Below are 18,075 nucleotides of genomic sequence, written 5' to 3' on the forward strand. Positions count from 1 at the left end.
GATGATCAAATTTTCCCTAAAGTGCGGGCAGGACCACCGCTTTGACAGTTGGTTTCAATCGTCGGATGCCTTCGACAAGTTGGCAGCGCGCGGATTGATCAACTGCGCCGTATGCGGGGGCGGCGATGTGGAGAAATCCATCATGGCGCCTAACATACAGGCAGGACGTTCCGTGCCCGTGGTTGTACCCGCAAGCGTGCCGGGGCGCGGATCGCTGTCTACCCCTGCCTCGCCTGCTGAACAGGCGTTGGCTGAAATGCGCCGCAAGATTGAGAAAAATTCTGAATATGTCGGCAAGAATTTCGCTGCCGAAGCGCGCAAGATGCATGAGGGCGGCGTTGGCGGCGAGCGGTCGATCCACGGCGAGGCCCGCCCCGAGGAGGCACGAAAGCTGATTGAAGATGGTGTGCCGATCATCCCACTACCATTCAAAACGGCGCGCAAGGTGAATTAACGGAGAATATTGATGGCTGGCGAACAGGATCTGGAACGATTGCTTGCCGAAATGTCGCCGGTACTGGACACGCAGATTTATGTGTACGTCACGCTACCGAGCCGCGATGTCCCGCCGCTCATAGCCCCCCGCATGATCATGCAGGAGGCCGAAGGCACAACGATCATCGTTACCAGAGCCGCCGCAGATGAAGCGGGCCTCGCCCATGTATTTGCTTGCCGGATGATCACCCTGAATGTGCATTCGGCGCTTGATGCCGTCGGTTTTCTCGCTCGCATTACCGCACGTCTGGCCGAATTGGGCATGGGCGTTAATCCAGTGGCGGGCTATTTTCACGACCACCTCTTTGTGCCCGAGGCGCGCGCCGATGATGCGATGACCGCCCTGCACCAGATGGTGCTTGAGGCGCGCAGCTAACGGCCTGCGCCCTTGCCCTTGCCCGCGCCCCCGCGTAAACCGCCCCCGAACTAAAAGCGTTTTGCATTTTTGCTGAATCAGCGAACATGCGAAGCGCCCACCGTCCGTCGAAGTCGTCGGCGTTTTGCATCCAGTCTGTGCAAGAGATAAATGCAAAACGCTTTAGCCCAGTGGATACCGGCCATGCCCGTTCTCGTGATGAAATTTGGCGGAACTTCCGTCGCCAATCTGGACCGGATCCGCCGCGCGGCCAAGCGTGTGGGCGTCGAGGTGGCCAAGGGATATGACGTGATCGTCATCGTGTCCGCCATGTCCGGCAAGACGAATGAACTGGTCGGCTGGGTCGGCGAGACGTCGCCGTTATATGATGCACGCGAATATGATGCCGTTGTGTCATCGGGTGAGAATGTCACCGCCGGCCTCATGGCGCTGACCTTGCAGCAGATGGATGTCCCGGCGCGCAGTTGGCAGGGCTGGCAGGTGCCGGTACGCACCACCAGCGCCCACTCCACTGCTCGCATTCTCGATATTTCGCCCGATAACCTCATGGCGAAATTTGGCGAGGGAATGCGCGTCGCGGTCGTCGCCGGCTTTCAGGGCGTCAGCCCTGAGGGGCGCATCACCACGCTGGGCCGGGGCGGATCAGACACCACCGCCGTCGCCTTTGCCGCCGCACTGAATGCCGAGCGCTGCGATATCTACACCGATGTCGATGGCGTCTACACCACCGATCCGCGCATCTCGTCCAAGGCGCGCAAGCTGGACCGCATTGCCTATGAAGAGATGTTGGAACTGGCCAGCCTTGGCGCGAAGGTGCTGCAAACCCGCTCGGTCGAGCTGGCGATGCGCTATAACGTCAAGCTGCGCGTTCTCAGCAGCTTTGAGGAACAATCAGATGACGCCGGCACCCTTGTCTGCGCCGAGGAGGAAATCATGGAATCCAATGTTGTGACCGGCATCGCCTACTCCCGCGACGAGGCCAAAATGACCCTTCTATCGGTCGCCGACCAGCCGGGGATCGCCGCCGCCATCTTTGGCCCGCTGTCCGAGGCGGGCGTTAATGTCGACATGATTATCCAGAACATATCCGAGGACGGACGCACCGACATGACCTTTTCCTGCCCAACCGATCAGGTGGCGCGCGCTGAAAAGGCGCTGAAGGATGCGGTCGCGGCGGGCAATATCGACTACGGTGATCTGATTATCGACGGGGCGGTGGCCAAGGTATCGGCAGTCGGCATCGGGATGCGCAGCCAGTCTGGCGTAGCGGCTCAGATGTTCCGCACGCTCCGCGACGAGGGCATCAACATCAAGGTGATCGCGACCTCCGAAATCAAGATTTCCGTGCTGATTGACCGGAAATACATGGAACTCGCCGTGCAGGCACTCCATGATACGTTTGAGCTGGACAAGGTGGGCTGAGACGTATCCGCCCCCTTTTGCGACAGACAGACGGATAGGCGATACGCCAATGAGCGACGAGTTTCAGACCGATAGCCGCCAGATGCTGGGGCGCCTGCGTGCCATCATGGCCGAGGATGCCGCAGGTCAGGCGCGTCTGGACCAGATCACTCGGCTGATCGCCGAAGAGATGCGCATAGAAGTTTGTTCAATCTACCTGTTTCGCGATGAGGAAACGCTGGAACTGTGCGCGACCGAAGGGCTGAACGCCTCTGCCGTGCACGAAACACGGATGAAAATGGGCGAGGGTCTGGTGGGACGCGTTGCGCGCACGGGCGAGGTTATCAACACCGACGATGCGCCCAATACACGCGGTTTTCGCTATATGCCCGAGACCGGAGAGGAAGGATATTCGTCCTTCATGGGCGTTCCCATCCAGCGGCTGGGCGAAAAACTGGGCGTGCTTGTGGTGCAGTCCAAGTATGCGCGCAAATTCTCGGACGAGGAGATTTACGCCGTTGAGGTCGTGGCCATGGTCCTTGCCGAAATGGCCGAGCTGGGCCAATTCGTTGGCGAAGGCGCGGCAATGTCCGCGCGCCACCAGCAGGCTGTCCTCTTTCGCGGCGCGACTGCCCAAGAGGGCGCGGCACGCGGCCATGTGTGGCTGCACGAGCCGCGCGTCGTCGTCACGAACCTCATCGCTGAGGACCCCGCACGCGAGCTGGAGCGCCTGAATGAGGCCGTCGAGGAGTTGCGCGTCGGCGTTGACCGGATGCTAAGCAGCGCCCGCTTTGGTGACAAAGAACAGCTGGAGGTGCTAGAGGCCTACCGCATGTTCGCCAACTCCAAAGGCTGGATGCGCCGGATGGAGCAGGACATTAATCGCGGTCTGTCAGCCGAGGCAGCTGTCGAAAAAGAGCAATCGACTGCTCGCGCCCGGCTGGGACAAGTGGCCGACGCCTACCTGCGCGACCGACTGCACGATCTGGACGATCTCAGCAATCGCATGCTGCGAATCCTGACCGGCCAAGGCGCCGAGACGGGGGCCGAAATGCCGCCCGATCCCATCCTGATCGCCCGAAATATTGGCCCTGCGGAGCTACTGGACTATGGCCGTAGCCTGAAGGGCATCGTGCTAGAGGAAGGCGCCGTCGGCAGCCATGCCACCATCGTCGCACGCGCGTTGGCGATCCCGCTGGTGATAAACGCCAAAAATATCACAACCGAGGCGCTGAACGGCGATCCGATTCTCGTAGATGGCGATCAGGGCATCGCCCATCTGCGCCCCGATGACACCGTCTATGCCGCGTTTCGCGACAAGATGGCGATGCAAGCAAAAGCGCAGGAACGCTACGCCTCGATCCGAGACAAGCCGGCGACGACGCTCTGCGGTCAAACGCTGTCTTTGTCGATGAACGCTGGCCTGATGGCTGATCTGCCCAGCCTTGAGGGGTCAGGCGCCGATGGAGTGGGGCTTTTCCGGACCGAATTGCAATTCCTTGTTCGCTCGAAAATGCCCCAACGGGCCGAGCTAAGCGAGCTGTATTCCCGCGTCATGGATGCCGCAAAGGGCCGTCCTGTTGTGTTTCGCACGCTCGACATCGGCTCGGACAAAGTGCTGCCCTACATGAAGGCCACGGACGAGCCGAACCCGGCCCTTGGCTGGCGCGCGATTCGCGTCGGTCTGGACAAGCCCGGCGTCATGCGGATGCAGCTTCAGGCGCTTATTCGCGGCGCCAAGGGGCGGCCTCTGTCGATCATGTTTCCATTCGTTGCCCAGCGCGAGGAATTTGATGCTGGCCGCGCCGAGATGGACAAGGCCATGGCGCGCGAACGCATTCTGGGGCATCCCCTGCCCGAAACGCTGAAACTGGGTGCGATGTTGGAGACGCCCAGCCTTGCCTTCGCGCCCGATCAATTCTATCGCGATGTCGATTTTCTGTCGATCGGTGGCAATGACCTAAAGCAGTTCTTTTTCGCCGCTGACCGCGAGAATGAGCGCGTCAGGCGCCGCTATGACACGCTGAACGTCAGCTTCCTCACCTTCCTGCAGAGTATAACAGAGCGGTGCATCGCTACCTGCACCCCGCTCAGCTTTTGCGGCGAGGATGCCGGCCGTCCCGTTGAGGCCGCATGCCTTGCGGCGATTGGGCTGCGCTCGCTATCGATGCGCCCGGCGTCCGTCGGGCCGGTCAAATCGATCCTACGCCGGACCGATCTAAACGAACTGCGCGCCGTTATTGACGCCGCTGGCGTGCGCGGCGACCAATCCGTGCGCCCATCGGTGATGGAGTATCTGCGCGAGAAGCTGTGATAAGGCTGGCGCTTAGCCCCGTTTTACCGGCGCCGCGACCCGCACGCGAAACGCCTCCAGCACATCGGCGTGGCTCAGATCTGCCTCGATTGCGAGGCGGCGCAGACCGAAATGCACATGCGCCATCTGCTGGTAGTAGCTGGTAAAGGCGTAATTCGTCGCCGCCCCCGCCGCCGCGCCCAGGACCGGCACCGTCTGAGCGGCCAGTTTTTGACCCAGGACCACGCTCAGCCGCGGCGCTACCTTGGAAATGAGCGCCTGCATCGCCTTTCCTGTCACCGCGACCCGCGTGGTAAGAAAGGCCAGATCAGCCCCGTCGTCATGATCCAGGGGTCCAGCTGCGGCAAAGACCTGCACACAGTCAAAGCGCACGCCCTCCTCCGCCGGATCAAAGCCGTACTCGCTTGCCACGTCCTGAATGGCGCGCAACAGGATCGTCGTGGTGATGGGCAATTCGGCCAGCGCGCTGGGTAATCCACCAAAGCCGCCAGCGGCGCCCATCGCTGTGGTCACGGCACGGTTCAGCCATCCCGGCTGCGTACCAACCACCCCGCGCGAGCGGTGCGCGGCGCTCATCGCCGTCTCTAGTGCTTGCTGCGTTCCGGCCTCAAGGCGACCCCGGACACCCTCGGGCAACCTGTCCAGCAGCGCCTCGGCACGTCCACCGATCACGTTCAGCACCTGAATGCCCAGATTGCCTGCGCGGGCGTGCCGCCGTGCCAGCGCGTCCAGCCTTGCTGCGACAGCGGCCTTGTCTATCGGGGGGTCTAGAAGATCCATCATCGGTTATAGATCAGCCTATCCGCCCGCGGTTTCAAGGCGCGCGCGTCACTTTTCCAGCAATATTCGCCCATGCGCCGGGCGTCAGCTCATGGCCTAGCACCCTGTCCGGGTTCGTCGGCGGTGGCATTTGGACATGATCCAGCCGCTCAAAGCCAAAGCGCGCATAGTAGGGCGCATCGCCCACCAGCATCACCCGATCCCATCCGTCCGCGCGCGCCACGGCCAGCGAGTTATGCATCAGATAGGCGCCCAATCCCTCGCCCTGATGGGTTGGATGCACCGCGATCGGGCCCAAAAGCAGTGCAGGCGCGCCTGCCACACAGACCGGCCAATACCGGATGGCACCCGCCAAGATACCGCTTTCGTCGCGCGCAACGGCGCTGAGGCCGGGGATAGGCGGGATGCCATCGCGCAACCGATAGGACGACAGCGCCTCGCGTCCCGGCGCAAAGCAAAGATCAAGCAGCGCTTCGACCTCCCACCAGTCGTCTGTCGTCTCAGGCCTCAGTTCCAGCACCGCGCCGCCTCATGCAATTTACGGGATGACGCTTGGCTAGCACGGCATTCGGCAGGGCACAATTGCGCGGTCAGTCCGCGTCCGTGCTGCCTGATAACGTGACAGGGACGGGCCCGGCAAAAGTTATCACACGGTAGGGATAGGGGATTTCGATACCGGCGTCGTCCAGCGACCGCTTGACCGCCGCGACCACCTGATCGCGCGACTGGCGAATCTCGAGCGGGCTGGAGCCTGTCCACCATGTCACTTCGAAATCGATGGACGCGTCCCCAAAGGACTGCGCAAATATCTGCACATCCTTGATGTCCGAGCGAACTGTATCCAGCGCCTCAACCGCCGTTCGGATCACGTCGCGAGCGTTGTCCACATCTTCGCTGCGCGCAACTCCGCAAATGATTGTGGTGCGCCTCAGATCCTTGTCCGTGCGTACGGTGACGGGGTTCTGAAACAGCGCGTGATTGGGCATGACGACCAGTTGCCCGTCGGTTCGGCGAATGCGGCTGTCGCGAATTGTGATCGCTTCAATTCGCCCCTCGACGCTTTCGCATTCCACATAGTCGCCGATGGCGAAGGGCTCGCGCAGCAAGATCAGGATCCCGGCAAGGAAATTTTCAAACGTATCCTTGAAGGCAAAACCGATGGCGACCGAGCCAAGGCCCAGTGTCGTCAGCGCCTTGCCCGGCGTGATGGACGGAAAAAGAACCGTGAGCGCGATCAGAATGCCTGCCGTCCAGATCAGCACCCGCGTCAGCATCAGCAGCACGTCTGTCAAGTTCTGGCGCAGGTGCATCCGGCGCGCGAGGCGTCCTTCCAGCGATCCAGCCAACCGCGAGATCGCCCACGTCAGAAGGATTATAACGAGTGCAATTACGATCTTGGGCGCTGAGGCGGCCAGTGCGCTTAGATAGCCATCAAGCCGCGTTACAACGACTTGGGCAGCAGCGTTCAGATCAAATTCCATACCGGCTTCGCCCCTTTCGCTGAACAATCATCGCGCGCGGGCGCAAGTTTGGGTGCCGGGTGCGGTTAGTGACCCGCGCCCAGAACGCCTGTGCGTACGTCATAATCGACAGCCACCTGATATTCCGGATCATCGTCGCTGTCGATTACGAGGTGCCCTGCGCGGGTCAGCAACTTGTGACAATCGCGGGTCAGGTGGCGCAGTTGCAGCGTCTTACCCGCGGCCTGATACTTGCCCGCCATCGTCTCAATCGCCTGAAGCGCGGATTGGTCTACAACACGGCTCTGGTCAAAATCGACTATCACCGTATCAGGGTCGCCCTCAACGTCGAAGAGTTCCGCAAAGCCTTCGGCAGAGCCGAAGAAGAGGGGGCCTTCGATGCCGTAGACGCGCGCGCCGTTCTCGTCCAATTTTGTCGTCGCGTGGATACGCTTGGCGTTATTCCACGAATAGGCCAGCGCCGAGACGATAACACCGACGACCACCGCGATGGCCAGATCATATTTAACCGTGACAGCCGTCACCAAGATAATCACCATCGCGTCGGTCAACGGCACCTTTCGCAAGATGGCAAAGCTGTTCCACGCAAATGTGCCGATCACGACCATGAACATCACGCCGACCAGCGCAGCCAGCGGTATCTGCTCGATCAGGGGGGCTGCGAACAAGATAAATATCAACAAGGACAGGGCCGCCGTAATGCCGGCAATGCGTGTTCGCCCCCCTGATTTCACGTTAATCATCGACTGACCGATCATCGCGCAGCCGCCCATGCCACCGAAAAATCCGGTCAGGGTATTGGCAAGTCCCTGCGCGATGCATTCCTGCGACGCGCCGCCCCTGCGGCCAACCATTTCGCCAACAAGGTTCAGCGTCAGCAGGCTCTCGATCAGGCCAATTGCCGCGAGGATGATCGCATAAGGTAGGATAATTTCCAGCGTTTGCAGGTTGAATGGCGCCAAGGGCGTGCCGTAGAGGCCAAGGCCCTCTCCGAATGGGTTATGAAAGCTAGGAAAGCTGCCCTTGATCGACGACAGGTCACCAACGCGCGGCACATCAAGGCCAAAGACGATAACCAGCGCCGCAACCACACCGATCCCGGCCAGCGGCGCAGGAATGATGCGCGTGATGCGCGGCATGATCCAGATAATGCCCATCGTCAGGGCAACCAATCCTAGCATCAGCAATAGCGGCTGACCGCTAAGCCATACCCCGCCGCCCATACCGTGGCCGGTATCAACCATCGTGCCCGGCACCTTGAACTGGCCCATTTGCGCCAAGAAAATTACGATTGCGAGGCCATTTACGAAGCCCAGCATCACCGGATGCGGAACGAGGCGAATGAACTTGCCCCATTTCAGCACGCCGGCCGTCACCTGCAAAATACCCATCAGCACTACAGTGGCGAAGAGGTACTCGACGCCGTGCTGCGCAACCAGCGCCACCATGACCACCGCCAGCGCGCCCGTCGCACCCGAAATCATACCCGGCCGCCCGCCGATAAGCGCCGTAACCAACCCGACGAGGAACGCAGCATAAAGCCCGACAAGCGGATGTACCCCGGCGACAAAGGCAAAGGCCACAGCCTCGGGCACCAGCGCCAGCGCAACGGTAAGGCCGGCCAGAAGCTCAATCCGGACGCGCGACACGCTAAGTTTCTCGTCCTGCATGACACGCAGATCGGGCATTGTGATGGTCTTGGCGAAAGCAGCCAGCGAAGTTTTCAAAATGTGCGTCCTGTGATCATGCGTACTTGCGAAAGTGGCCCTTTACTCCTCTGGCGCCGCATTTACCACCTTGATCTGGTCAGAGCGAGATAGAGAAAAGCCTAACACCCACCCACCAGCCAACAAAATTTATCGAATTTTCCGCCTAAGTATGCGTCCGGCGATGCTTTTCATCCCCAGCGGCGCCACCTAAACTTGCGCCCGCACCAGAGGCAGGAGAGCTAAGTGACACTCAACATGATCGCCGTAATCGGCGGCTCGGGCGTTTATGACATCGACGGGCTGGAAGGTGCGGAATGGCGTACGGTCGACAGCCCCTTTGGCGCGCCGTCGGACCAAATCCTAACTGGGACGCTTGACGGCGTTCCCATGGCATTCCTGCCGCGTCACGGGCGCGGGCATGTCCACACCCCATCGTCGGTGCCCTATCGCGCCAATATCGACGCGCTCAAGCGGCTCGGCGTGACGGACGTCATCAGCCTGTCGGCCTGCGGGTCATTCCGCGAAGAGATGGCGCCGGGCGACTTTGTGATCCTCGACCAGTATATCGACCGCACCTATTTGCGTGAGAAATCGTTTTTCGGCCCCGGCTGCGTGGCACATGTCAGCGTCGCGCAGCCCACCTGCCCGCGTCTTGGCGACGCGTGCGCCGATGCGGCGGAGGCCGCGGGCGTGCGCGTTCATAAGGGCGGCGCATATCTGGCGATGGAGGGGCCGCAATTCTCGACGCTTGCTGAATCGCGTCTGTATCGCGAAGTGTGGGGCTGCGACGTCATTGGCATGACCGGGATGCCCGAGGCAAAGCTGGCCCGCGAGGCGGAGCTTTGCTATGCATCCGTCGCGATGATCACTGACTATGACAGTTGGCATCCCGATCATGGCGAGGTCGACGTGACCGCAATCATTGCCACGCTGACGGGCAACGCAGCACGCGCCAAGGATATGGTGCGCGCCCTTCCCGCCCTACGGGGCGAGGATCGCACAGCCTGCCCACATGGATGCGACCGGGCGCTGGAATATGCGATCTTGACGGGACCGGACGCGCGAGACCCAGAGGTCACACAAAGGCTGGACGCGGTCGCCGGGCGCGTGCTGAATAGGACAGCGGGCTGATCCGCGATGGCCCCCGTAGGAGCATGCAAATGTCATTCGATCTCTGGCTCGCGTTCGTCGCGGCGTCCACTGCCCTTCTGATAGTTCCCGGCCCCACTGTTCTGTTGGTTCTCAGCTATGCCCTCAGCAAAGGACGCAGCGTCGCGCTGGCATCGGCGGCTGGCGTGGCGTTGGGCGACCTGGTGGCAATGACAGCCTCGTTGATGGGCCTCGGCGCGCTGGTGCTGGCCTCTGCCGCGCTTTTCACCGCGCTGAAATGGATTGGTGCGGTCTATCTCATCTGGCTGGGGGTCAAGCTGATCCGAAGCGCGTCAGGTGCCGTTTTAACTTTGCCGCAAGGCGCGCAAGTGACGGGGGGCGGGGTGTTTTGGCACGCCGCCGCAGTCACCGCGCTCAATCCCAAGTCCATTGCGTTTTTCATCGCCTTCGTGCCGCAGTTCGTGGTGGTCGACGCGCCGCTCGTGACGCAATTCGTCATCTTGATCGGCACGTTTGTCGGCCTCGCCGCGCTGAATGCGTTGATCTATGCGCTTCTGGCGGACCGGATGCGCGCGCGCATCGCTCGGCCCGGCGTAGTTGGATGGCTGACCCGCGCAGGCGGCGGCGCGCTGATCGCGATGGGGCTGGCGACGGCGCTGATCCGGCGCGGTTCCGCATAATGCAGTCACCTGAATCGACGGACCGCGCGCCCCTACGCGATCTGATCCGCACAATCCCTGATTTTCCCAAACCGGGGATCATGTTTCGCGACATCACCACCCTATTGGCCGATCCTACCGGACTGCGCCGCGCCGTCGAGGACATGGCCAGCCCTTGGGCGGACAGCGGCATCGACAAAGTCATCGGGCTAGAGGCGCGCGGCTTCATCCTTGGCGGCGCGGTGGCATGCCGCCTCGGCGCGGGGTTCGTTGCGGTGCGCAAAGCGGGCAAGCTGCCGGGTACCGTTATTTCGCAGGACTATGCGTTAGAATACGGCAGCGCGACGTTTGAATTGCACGAAGACGCCATCGAGGCCGGCGCGCATGTCCTGATCGTCGATGATCTGCTTGCTACCGGCGGAACTGCTCTCGCCGCGGTGGCCTTGTTGGAGAGGCTGGGCGCGCGCATCGCCGCCTGCACCTTCGTCGTGGATCTGCCTGACCTGGGCGGGCGCGCTCGGCTGGAGGCGATGGGCATGGACGTGCGCACGCTTTGCGCATTTGAGGGCGACTGAGGGCGCGCGCCGCCTCTCCGCTTGACCCACGCGGCGGCGCGCGGCATCAGGGGCGCATGATGCTATACAAGATATTTCGCCGTGATGAGTGGGCCGCGTTGCGCGCCGCCAAAACCAGCCCAGGCGCGCCTGTGGACATCGCCGATGGCTATGTTCACCTGTCGACGCCCGATCAGGCGCCCGAGACGGCGGCGCGGCATTTCGCGGGCGAGGATGGCTTGATGCTACTTGGGATTGAGGCAGATCGTTTAGGCGATGAACTGAAGTGGGAGCCGTCGCGCGGCGGCGCCCTCTTTCCGCATCTTTACCGCGACTTGCGGCTCAGCGATGTGGCTTGGGCGCAGCCTCTGCCACTACTTGATGGTCTTCACCAGTTTCCGTCGGGCGCGGCATGAGCGTGCTGGACCGCGCCGGATTGGCCGTGCTGCACAGGCTGGACCCTGAGCGCGCGCACGGGCTCGCGCTGCGGGCTCTGCGCACCGGGCTGGTGCCTCTGCCGGGGCGGGTCACATCGCCGCGGATTGCTTGTAACGTGGCCGGGCTGGCGCTGGATAATCCCGTCGGGCTGGCTGCCGGATTTGACAAGAACGCGCAGGCACTGGCGCCTCTCGCGCGCGCCGGTTTCGGCATGATCGAGGTGGGCGCCGTGACGCCCCGCCCGCAGATCGGTAACGCACGCCCGCGCCTTTTTCGCCTGCCGGAGGACCGCGCGGTCATAAACCGTTTCGGATTCAACAACCTCGGAATGGAGGCGGCGGCGCATCGGCTGGCGCAGCGGCCCAAGGATGCGGTGATCGGTCTCAATCTGGGCGCGAACAAGGACAGTGACGACCGGGCCGAGGATTTTGCCCGCGTGCTGGCCCATTGCGGCCGTCACCTGGATTTTGCGACAGTGAACGTATCGAGCCCGAATACCGAAAAGCTGCGCGATTTGCAGGGGCCCGCCGCACTGGGTGCGCTACTGGCCGGGGTGATGGAGGCGCGCGACTGGCTAGAGCGGCCTATCCCGATATTCCTGAAGATCGCACCAGATTTGGATGACAGCGCCTTGGAGGGCGTTGCCGAAGTGGCGCGCCAATCCGGGCTGGCGGGCATCATTGCCACTAACACCACGCTGGACCGGACCGGCCTGACCAGCGCCGCGCGCGGCGAGGCGGGCGGGCTGTCGGGCGCGCCGCTGTTCCAGCGATCGACGCGCGTTCTGGCGCGGCTGTCGCAACTTACGGAGGGCGAGTTGCCCCTGATCGGCGTTGGCGGTATCGCCACGGCCGAGGATGCCTACGCCAAGATCCGCGCAGGCGCGAGCGCGGTACAGCTATACTCGGCGCTGGTTTACGAGGGACTGGCGCTGGTGCCGCGCATCGCGCGCGGCCTGGATCGATTGCTGGAGGATGGCGGCTACGCAAATGTCGCTGATGCGGTAGGTACCGGGCGGGAGGAGTGGCTGTAGACGCAGCTATTCTGCCGACCGCTCCAGCGCTGGATACCGCATCCCCAGCGTGATACCCCGCACGGCGAAGGCGATCAGCAGCGCCGCCCATAACCCGTGATTGCCAAAGAGCGGCATCAGTACCGCCACCGCCGCGCCATAAACGGCGAGGGACACGATCATCATGTTGCGCATGTCGCGCGTGCGTGTGGCGCCGATAAAGATACCGTCCAGCATCCACGCAGCCGCACCAAAGATCGGCGCCGCCACTAGCCACGGAAGGTAGGAGCGGCCCGCCTCGCGCACGGCATCCGACGCGGCAAGCGTATCGATTGCCGCCCCGCCAAAGAGGCCAAAGCACAGCGCCAGAACAATCCCGGCGCCCACGCCCCATTGGCTGGTCAGGATCGACGCGCGCCGCACTGCGCCTGCCGCCCGTGCGCCGACCGCCTGTCCCACAAGCGCCTCGGCGGCGAAGGCAAAGCCGTCCATGATATACGAGCTGACGTGCAGGAACTGCACCAGCACCTGATTGGCCGCCAACGTTACGTCACCCAAGTCGCTCGCGAGAAAGATGAACGATAGCATCACCACCTCCAGCAGCGCCGAGCGGATCAGGATATCGGTGTTGACCGACGCCATCCGCCGCAGGCGCGCAAGATCGAACACAAGCGCCCAGTTGCACCAGTCCGGCACGCGAAATGCATCCCGGCACATGAAAAACGCACAGATTACTCCGGCCCATTCAGCGGTAAAAGTGGCCCATGCGACGCCGCTTACGCCCCACTCCAGCCCCAGCACAAACCACAGGTTCAGCACGATGTTCAGCCCGTTCATCACCAACTGGATTATCAGCACCGCACCTGTCCGCTCCATCGCGATCAGCCAGCCAGTCATACCAAACATGGCGATCATGGCAGGCGCGCTCCAGACGCGGACGCTCATGTACTGCAGCGCGAGCATTTCAACCTCAGCGCTCGCGGGGGCAAGCGCGAGCGCGCCCGCGAAGAGCGGCACATGAACCAGTACGACCAGCACACCGCCCATGGCCCCGATCAACAGGGCGCGTGTCAGCATCGCCGCCACTTCGCCGGTGTCGCCCGCGCCGCGCGCCTGCGCTGTCAGGCCGCTGGTGCCCATCCGCAGAAAGCCAAAGATCCAATAGATCGCCGTCAGGACCACAGCGCCCACGCCTACGGCGCCGATTGGTGCTGCCTGTCCCAATTGGCCGATCACGCCCGTATCGACGATACCCAGCAGTGGCACGGTCGCGTTTGACAGCACGATGGGCCACGCGATGCGCAGCACGCGGCGATGCGTTAGGCGGATATGTGCAGCCGCGCCGGGCTGGTGTTTTTCACGTATCACGTGGCGCCTCCGCAAAAGTAATGCACCGACGGCGCATGCCGCCTTGCCTTATTGGCGCGCTCCGGTTAGGGCGCAAGCCCCGATGCGCGGCTGCGCACACGCAATCGTGACGCTTCGTCCGCCCGCTAGTCTTCAGCCAGACATTGCAACTGCGTCATAGCGCATTATTTGGCGATCTATCAGATGAACAAGCAAATCAGGATTTTGATGACCAACACGACCATGACTATCCGCGAGATGTGCGACACTTTCGAAGTGACTCCCCGCACGCTACGGTTTTACGAGGCCAAAGAGCTGCTTGCGCCTATTCGGCAAGGGCAAAAGCGGCTTTTTACGCACCGTGACCGGGCGAGGCTGACGCTAATCCTGCGCGGCAAGCGCTTTGGCTTTTCGCTTGAGCAGATACGCCAGTTGCTGGACCTGTATGGCGCGGATGACCAACAACATAGCCAGATGGTGCGCACTCATGAGATGGCAGCCGAGCGGTTGGCGGAAATGATCCGCGAGCGCGATGAGTTGGACGCCGCGATCAGCGATCTTCGGACCCAGATGGACGGGATTGCGCGCGCGCTGGATACGCAGCAAGCATCGAATCACGCGGCAGAATAATCACGCGGTGATAGCCGCCCTCTCCGTCATGGCGAGGGGGGTGACGCGGTCGCGCGCGCCGCGGTAGAGTACCTCAGACGACAGGCCAATCCCACGCCCGAGGTAAAGAAGATGCCCAAACGATTTCGAATGACCAGACGCTTTAACGTCGCAATGACAGAAGACGGGTATCGCCGCCTGCGTCGCCTCGCCCAAGAGGCCGGGCTGGACGAAGGTGAGGCGCTATCGTTCCTTTTCGAAAATTTCGATAGCGTGATTAACGAAGACACCTTCTCGCATAGGTTGCGGCTATTCAATTCCGAACTTGAAGCGCGAAAGCGCTAGTTTTACTGAATTTTTAAGCCATTTGTGGCCTGCCGTGCAGACCACGTTAAATCTAATGTAACATCAAAGCGCTATTTCGGGGCCATAATTAGAACACCTTTTTTCGCGATTTTGGCCTTTGGCACGATGCAGGTTCGCCCGACATTGGTGCAGTAAGGCGGGGGACACCATGAAGATATTGGCGGTGGACGATGATCCGATCATTCTTGAGCTTCTCGCGCATTTCATCGCCGCGTCAGGCGATCATAAGTTGGTGACAGCCGGATCAGGCGCCGAGGCGCTTAACATCATTGCGCAAGTCGGCCTGCGCCCCTTTGATTGCTTTTTGTTCGACATAAACATGCCTGAAATGACCGGCATTGACCTGACCCGCGTGGTGCGCGAAATTTCGCGCCATGCGCATACGCCCACCCTCATGCTGACGGCCATGTCCGACAAACGCCATGTCGATGCCGCCTTTACGGCCGGGGCGACAGATTATCTCACCAAACCCTTTGAGATGGGCGATTTCACATCGCGCCTTGGGGTGGTCAACCAGATGGTATCCGCCCGCCGCCCGCGGACGAAAAAGATATTCAGCGCCCCCGCCTCAAAACGCGATTCTGGCGGCCCTTTAATACCGGAACATTTGCAGTTGCACGCGCCGATCGCGATCCATGACGTCGAGAACGTGATCGAATACCTCGCCATGGAAAACTACGTTGCGCAACTGTCACGCAGTGCGTTGTTCGGATCGACAACATTTGCATTTTCCATACGCCAAATCGACGTGTTCCACAGTCAGATGACCAGCTTCGAGTTCTACAGCCTCGTATCCGATGTCGCTGAAGTCATCTCTGACACGATGATCGCACATCAATTCTTGATGTCCTACGCTGGTAACGGCACATTTGTCTGCGTAACCGAAGGCGGCTGGCGACCTCAAGCCGCACAAATGATGGATGCAGTCAATCTGGCCCTGTCGCAAACCGATTTGTTTGACAATGCAGGCCTGCGCTTGCAACCGCGCGTCAGCACGGGCCAGACTATTCGCCTAATCTGGCAGACTGGCGCGTCCGCTATGGGCGCGATCGCACAGGCCCACACCAGCGCCGAGGCGGCAGGCCTCGCACACGAGGCTGCCCGTAACACACTTTGGACAGTGGAGAACTCAGCATGACCTCAAATGCTCATGAAGCCCTGCCCGGTTTTGCCGCGCTCAGGACCAAATTTATGTTGATCCTGGACGAACGACAGGCCGCGGTTGCCACCCATGCAATGGACGCTTGGAACGCCGAGACAGCAGAGGCCAAGAGGACCAGCCTCGCATCGGCGCGCGCCATCCTGCACAAGATCGCAGGCACCGCCGGAACATTCGGCCTGCCGGACGTGGGCGCTGCCGCCTTTGCTTGCGAGGGGTTGATCGACGCGCACCTGGACGATCCAGAAAGCGTTGAACTGTCCTGCCCGCCTGAAATCCTAATCGAGATCGATGATTTTGTCTCGCTCTGCGAGCCTTATCTAGCTGCCGCCTGACCAAGCACAATTGCAGTCTGTACCTGCCAAATGTGACACCGAAATGTAACGCACTTGGCCGCGAATTTGAGCGCTCATAGACAACAAAATCTGGCTGCCGCCCTTTTTCGTCATGCCCCAACGTCAGGTGCTAGCGTGGCCAGTTGTGCGGTGAAGGATTTTCTTGAGTTGGTCGCCCAGCGTCATCGGATCAAACGGCTTGGGGATAACGTCCGCAGCCCCAGCAGCGCATAGGTTCGCAATTTCGACATGCTCTGCGCGCGCGGTCATAAAGACAGCGGGCACACGCGTCAGGTGCGGCATCTTGCGCAGTTCTATCAACGTTTCGCAGCCCGTCATACCGGGCATCATCATATCTAGCAGCAAGATATCAGGGTGCTGATCTGGTGCAACGCTCAGCGCGGCCTCGCCGCATTCGCATTGCGTAACCTCAAAATCGCCCGACATAGACAGGGCCATTTCGGTAATCTCGCGAATATCGCTGTCGTCTTCGACGTGCAGTATGCTGATCATGGCGCGGTGGTCCCCGGTCTTGTGTCATCGGCGGCTGTAAGGTGCGCCATGTGACTATTTAGCGCAGCTTTTGGCAACGTAAAGTAGAAATCAGTGCCTGCGCCCTCGCGCGACTGAAATCCGATGGTGCCGCCCATCCCCTCGACGATGGCTTTGCAAATGCTTAGGCCTAAACCCGTTCCGCCCTTGGCAGCGCGGTCAGAGTTAGGCATGTCGGCAAACCGCTGGAATATCTTGTATTGATCGGACGCAGGAATCCCGCCGCCCTCATCCCGGACGGATACACGCAAATGGTCCGCGCTATCGCGGATTTCCACAGTCACGCGCCCGCCCTGCGGAGAAAACTTGCAAGCGTTCGACAAGAGGTTCGTCAGGACCTGAATAAATCGGTTTGGGTCGGTCACGAAGGGCAGCGGCGTATCCGCGCCAATAGTTTCGACCGTCACGTCGAACCGATCCTGTAGGATCTGCGTCGCGCTATATGTCTCGTGCACCAATTCGGCCACGTCGGTTTCGCGCATATCGGCCACCATTTCGCCGCTCGCGACTTTGTCGAGGTCCAGAATGTCGTTGATGATAAGGATCAACCGGTCCGAGCTGCGATGCGCGATCTCAAGCAGGGCCAGCGCCTTGTCCGGCAGGTTCAGATCGCTACTGCACAGCAGCAAGCGCAGCGCGCCTTTGATTGACGTCAGGGGCGAGCGTAGCTCATGACTGACGGTCGAGATGAATTCGGACTTGCGCTGATCTTGGGCGACCTGGTCTGAAATATCGCACATCAAGATCAGAAAACGCGTGCTGCCGGTCGTATCGCGCAATTGCTTGATGCTGACATGCAATGGAATGTCTCTGTGCATCACCTCGAAATGGGTGCCGTTGTTGCCGTTGTCTTTTAGCGATCGGCAGGCACGCGCGATGTCGCGCAGCTCGGCACTGTCGGCGAATTCGTCCAGCGGCTCCTGTGGCAGGTCGCCACTCGCCCGGCCCAAACGCTGCTCTGCGGCGCGATTCATATAGCTGACGCGCCAGCCATTCGCGTCTATAATCCAGATATCGTCGCGCAGTTCGCTAAGGGCCTCGAGCTGGCCAGCGGCGTCGATTGCGTCGGCGACGGGGCGCGCCCCTTGCGCCTTCGACTTCTGCTGCTTCTGCATCCGCGCCAGTTTGCGGTCGTAGCGCCGTTTTAACAAAAAACAGGGCGCAGCGGTAGCCAAAGCGATGGCTCCAGCACCGGCCACCAGTGGCGCCGCCGGGCCGGTGAGAGCCAGGATCGTGCCGCCGTACCAAGTGGCACCCAGCGCGACGCCGCTTAATGCGGGAACGAGATAGACACGATTGAAATCGGGGGAGGTTTTGTCGGCAATCATCGGTTGTTCCAAATCGGGATCGTGACCTGATTGGCGAACGCGCCGCACGA

Annotated in this window: 20 protein-coding genes; 13 read left to right on the top strand and 7 right to left on the bottom strand. The window is 61.3% G+C overall.

The window, feature by feature from the left end:
• The first annotated feature begins 1 nt into the window (after position 1).
• The 4 genes from MK6180000_RS12905 (at position 2) to ptsP (ending at position 4,586) form a co-directional block, all read left to right on the top strand.
• Complete coding sequence (locus MK6180000_RS12905) at positions 2–454, top strand: DUF1178 family protein (protein WP_138935099.1); 453 nt, start codon at positions 2–4, stop codon at positions 452–454.
• Between the two features lie 12 nt (positions 455–466).
• Positions 467–871: an ACT domain-containing protein gene (locus MK6180000_RS12910; RefSeq protein WP_138935100.1), complete on the top strand. Its 405-nt coding sequence runs from the start codon at positions 467–469 to the stop codon at positions 869–871.
• Positions 872–1,054: 183 nt separating this feature from the next.
• A complete protein-coding gene (locus tag MK6180000_RS12915) occupies positions 1,055–2,293 on the top strand; it encodes an aspartate kinase (protein ID WP_138935101.1) in 1,239 nt (412 codons plus the stop codon).
• 49 nt (positions 2,294–2,342) lie between these two features.
• Positions 2,343–4,586 carry a phosphoenolpyruvate--protein phosphotransferase gene (gene ptsP, locus MK6180000_RS12920; protein WP_138935102.1) on the top strand — a complete coding sequence of 748 codons (2,244 nt, stop codon included), beginning with the start codon at positions 2,343–2,345 and terminating at the stop codon, positions 4,584–4,586.
• Positions 4,587–4,598: 12 nt separating this feature from the next.
• Here the strand turns inward: ptsP and MK6180000_RS12925 are convergent, their stop codons facing one another.
• The 4 genes from MK6180000_RS12925 to MK6180000_RS12940 form a co-directional block, all read right to left on the bottom strand.
• Complete coding sequence (locus MK6180000_RS12925; RefSeq protein WP_138936496.1) at positions 4,599–5,366, bottom strand: EcsC family protein; 768 nt, start codon at positions 5,364–5,366, stop codon at positions 4,599–4,601.
• Positions 5,367–5,400: 34 nt separating this feature from the next.
• On the bottom strand, positions 5,401–5,886 hold the full coding sequence (locus MK6180000_RS12930; protein ID WP_138935103.1) for a GNAT family N-acetyltransferase: 486 nt from the start codon (positions 5,884–5,886) through the stop codon (positions 5,401–5,403).
• A gap of 70 nt (positions 5,887–5,956) precedes the next feature.
• A complete protein-coding gene (locus MK6180000_RS12935; protein WP_138935104.1) occupies positions 5,957–6,847 on the bottom strand; it encodes a mechanosensitive ion channel family protein in 891 nt (296 codons plus the stop codon).
• A gap of 65 nt (positions 6,848–6,912) precedes the next feature.
• Entirely contained in the window at positions 6,913–8,535 is a 1,623-nt protein-coding gene (locus MK6180000_RS12940; protein ID WP_425466859.1) for a SulP family inorganic anion transporter, read from the bottom strand.
• Between the two features lie 264 nt (positions 8,536–8,799).
• On the opposite strand from MK6180000_RS12940, the gene MK6180000_RS12945 reads away from it, so the two are divergent.
• Genes MK6180000_RS12945 through MK6180000_RS12965 form a run of 5 tightly spaced genes read left to right on the top strand, consistent with a single transcriptional unit; the run spans position 8,800 to position 12,350 of the window.
• Positions 8,800–9,687 (top strand): S-methyl-5'-thioadenosine phosphorylase, encoded by an 888-nt coding sequence (locus MK6180000_RS12945; RefSeq protein WP_138935106.1) that lies wholly within the window; start codon positions 8,800–8,802, stop codon positions 9,685–9,687.
• A 29-nt stretch (positions 9,688–9,716) separates the two neighbouring features.
• On the top strand, positions 9,717–10,346 hold the full coding sequence (locus MK6180000_RS12950; RefSeq protein WP_138935107.1) for a LysE family translocator: 630 nt from the start codon (positions 9,717–9,719) through the stop codon (positions 10,344–10,346).
• The gene (locus tag MK6180000_RS12955) at positions 10,346–10,900 is read left to right on the top strand and encodes an adenine phosphoribosyltransferase (RefSeq protein ID WP_138935108.1); all 555 of its coding nucleotides are present in this window, start codon (positions 10,346–10,348) and stop codon (positions 10,898–10,900) included. The genes MK6180000_RS12950 and MK6180000_RS12955 overlap by 1 nt, the downstream gene beginning before the upstream one ends.
• 56 nt (positions 10,901–10,956) lie before the next feature.
• Entirely contained in the window at positions 10,957–11,295 is a 339-nt protein-coding gene (locus MK6180000_RS12960; protein ID WP_138935109.1) for a DUF952 domain-containing protein, read from the top strand.
• On the top strand, positions 11,292–12,350 hold the full coding sequence (locus tag MK6180000_RS12965; RefSeq protein WP_138935110.1) for a quinone-dependent dihydroorotate dehydrogenase: 1,059 nt from the start codon (positions 11,292–11,294) through the stop codon (positions 12,348–12,350). Before MK6180000_RS12960 ends, MK6180000_RS12965 begins: the two co-directional genes overlap by 4 nt.
• A 6-nt stretch (positions 12,351–12,356) precedes the next feature.
• Here MK6180000_RS12965 and MK6180000_RS12970 read toward each other — a convergent pair whose 3' ends face one another.
• Complete coding sequence (locus MK6180000_RS12970; RefSeq protein WP_246040517.1) at positions 12,357–13,697, bottom strand: MATE family efflux transporter; 1,341 nt, start codon at positions 13,695–13,697, stop codon at positions 12,357–12,359.
• Between the two features lie 207 nt (positions 13,698–13,904).
• On the opposite strand from MK6180000_RS12970, the gene MK6180000_RS12975 reads away from it, so the two are divergent.
• From MK6180000_RS12975 to MK6180000_RS12990, 4 genes are all read left to right on the top strand, one after another.
• Positions 13,905–14,306: a MerR family transcriptional regulator gene (locus MK6180000_RS12975; protein ID WP_138935111.1), complete on the top strand. Its 402-nt coding sequence runs from the start codon at positions 13,905–13,907 to the stop codon at positions 14,304–14,306.
• 111 nt (positions 14,307–14,417) lie between these two features.
• The gene (locus MK6180000_RS12980) at positions 14,418–14,630 is read left to right on the top strand and encodes a hypothetical protein (protein ID WP_138935112.1); all 213 of its coding nucleotides are present in this window, start codon (positions 14,418–14,420) and stop codon (positions 14,628–14,630) included.
• Between the two features lie 169 nt (positions 14,631–14,799).
• A complete protein-coding gene (locus MK6180000_RS12985; protein WP_138935113.1) occupies positions 14,800–15,789 on the top strand; it encodes a response regulator in 990 nt (329 codons plus the stop codon).
• Entirely contained in the window at positions 15,786–16,145 is a 360-nt protein-coding gene (locus MK6180000_RS12990) for an Hpt domain-containing protein (protein ID WP_138935114.1), read from the top strand. Before MK6180000_RS12985 ends, MK6180000_RS12990 begins: the two co-directional genes overlap by 4 nt.
• Positions 16,146–16,268: 123 nt before the next feature.
• On the opposite strand, the gene MK6180000_RS12995 is transcribed toward MK6180000_RS12990, so the two are convergent.
• Together MK6180000_RS12995 and MK6180000_RS13000 are read right to left on the bottom strand one after the other, a co-directional pair.
• Complete coding sequence (locus tag MK6180000_RS12995) at positions 16,269–16,658, bottom strand: response regulator (protein WP_138935115.1); 390 nt, start codon at positions 16,656–16,658, stop codon at positions 16,269–16,271.
• A complete protein-coding gene (locus tag MK6180000_RS13000) occupies positions 16,655–18,025 on the bottom strand; it encodes a PAS domain-containing sensor histidine kinase (RefSeq protein WP_138935116.1) in 1,371 nt (456 codons plus the stop codon). Before MK6180000_RS13000 ends, MK6180000_RS12995 begins: the two co-directional genes overlap by 4 nt.
• Between the last annotated feature and the right edge of the window lie 50 nt (positions 18,026–18,075).

Source organism: Roseovarius arcticus, from assembly GCF_006125015.1.
In the GTDB taxonomy this organism is placed as follows: Bacteria; Pseudomonadota; Alphaproteobacteria; order Rhodobacterales; family Rhodobacteraceae; genus Roseovarius; species Roseovarius arcticus.